This window comes from Stenotrophomonas sp. HMWF003, from assembly GCF_003061285.1.
Taxonomy (GTDB): domain Bacteria; phylum Pseudomonadota; class Gammaproteobacteria; order Xanthomonadales; family Xanthomonadaceae; genus Stenotrophomonas; species Stenotrophomonas maltophilia_AP.
In genome coordinates, this window is the sequence record NZ_QAIW01000359.1 from 1 (window position 1) to 1,223 (window position 1,223).

General features: G+C 71.4%; 2 protein-coding genes. Both read left to right on the plus strand.

All coding sequences use genetic code 11. From position 1 onward, the window contains the following. Nucleotides 1-470, plus strand: a 470-nt coding sequence (locus DBR34_RS14650) for a response regulator (RefSeq protein ID WP_146186855.1), incomplete at its 5' end; no start/stop codon positions are given. A 102-nt stretch (nt 471-572) separates the two neighbouring features. Further along, on the plus strand, nt 573-1,223 hold a 651-nt coding region (locus DBR34_RS23265; protein WP_308812553.1), incomplete at its 3' end, for a two-component regulator propeller domain-containing protein.

The window sequence follows — 1,223 nt, forward strand, 5'->3', positions numbered from 1 at the left end:
TGCTGAGCCTGCCGATGGCCACGGGCGGGGCATGCCCCACCTGCGCGCCGGCACCTTCCGGCGCGGCCATGGACAGCGCGGGGGTGTGCCACGGCGAGCGCGTGCTGCTGGTGGAAGACGAACCGCTGGTGGCCGATGTGCACGCCGGCCTGCTGGCGGCCGGCGGCGCACAGGTGGTCACCGCGCCGCACACACTGGCCGCGTTGGGCGAGCTGGCGGTGGCACGGTTCGACGTGGTGCTGCTGGACCTGGACCTGCCCGGCGTGGACGGGTGGCAGCTGCTGGACATGCTGGGCGCACAGGGCTGCCCGGTGCCGGTGGTGGTCCTCACGGCGCGCCGCGACCCCGACCTTGCAGAACGGTCGGCGGCGGCGGGTGCGGCAGGCTGGCTGCACAAGCCGGCCGGCGGCGAGCAGCTGCTGGCGGCGGTGCGCGCCGCGCGGCGGCCTGGGCGGATCGTCGCCGCGTAGCGAACCGTTTACCATGCGGACAGGCCCGGGATCGGCGCGCCGGCAGCACCGCGCGCCCATAGCCCCTGGGATGCATCCATGGACGATGGGGGAGATCCACCAGTGGTGTCATTGCGTTGGCTGCTCCTGATCGGGATCGCATGGCTGTGGCCGACCGTCGGCCAGGCCCAGCCCGTGCCACCAACGCCACGCCAGCTGACGGTGTTCGACGGGTTGCCGTCCAACACGGTCAACCGCATGGCCGAAGATGGCTATGGCTACCTGTGGATCGCCACCAACGACGGGCTGGCCCGCTACGACGGACGCAACTACCGCGTCTGGCGCGCCGAGGACGGCCTGCGCGACAACCACGTCTGGAGCGTGCACGTGGATGCGCGCAACCAGCTGTGGATCGGCACCGAGAATGCCGGCCTGGCGATGATGTCGGCCGATCGCCGTGAGTTGCGCTTCTTCGACCGTGCCAGCCATCCTCAGATCGGCAGCAACACGATCTGGTCGATCACCTCCACCGCCGATGGCACCGTCTGGTTCGGCACTTACGAAGGAGGCCTGCACCGGCTGGACCGTGACGGCAAGGTGACCCGCTTCATGCCCGAGCGCGGCAACCCGCGCAGCCTTCCGGCCGCGTCGGTGACCCACCTGGCCACCACCCGTGACGGCAGCCTGTGGGTCGGCACGCAGGCGGGTCTGGCACGCTGGACCGGCACGGATTTCGAACGGGTGCCCAGCCGCGACGTGCCGGCGCAGGTGATC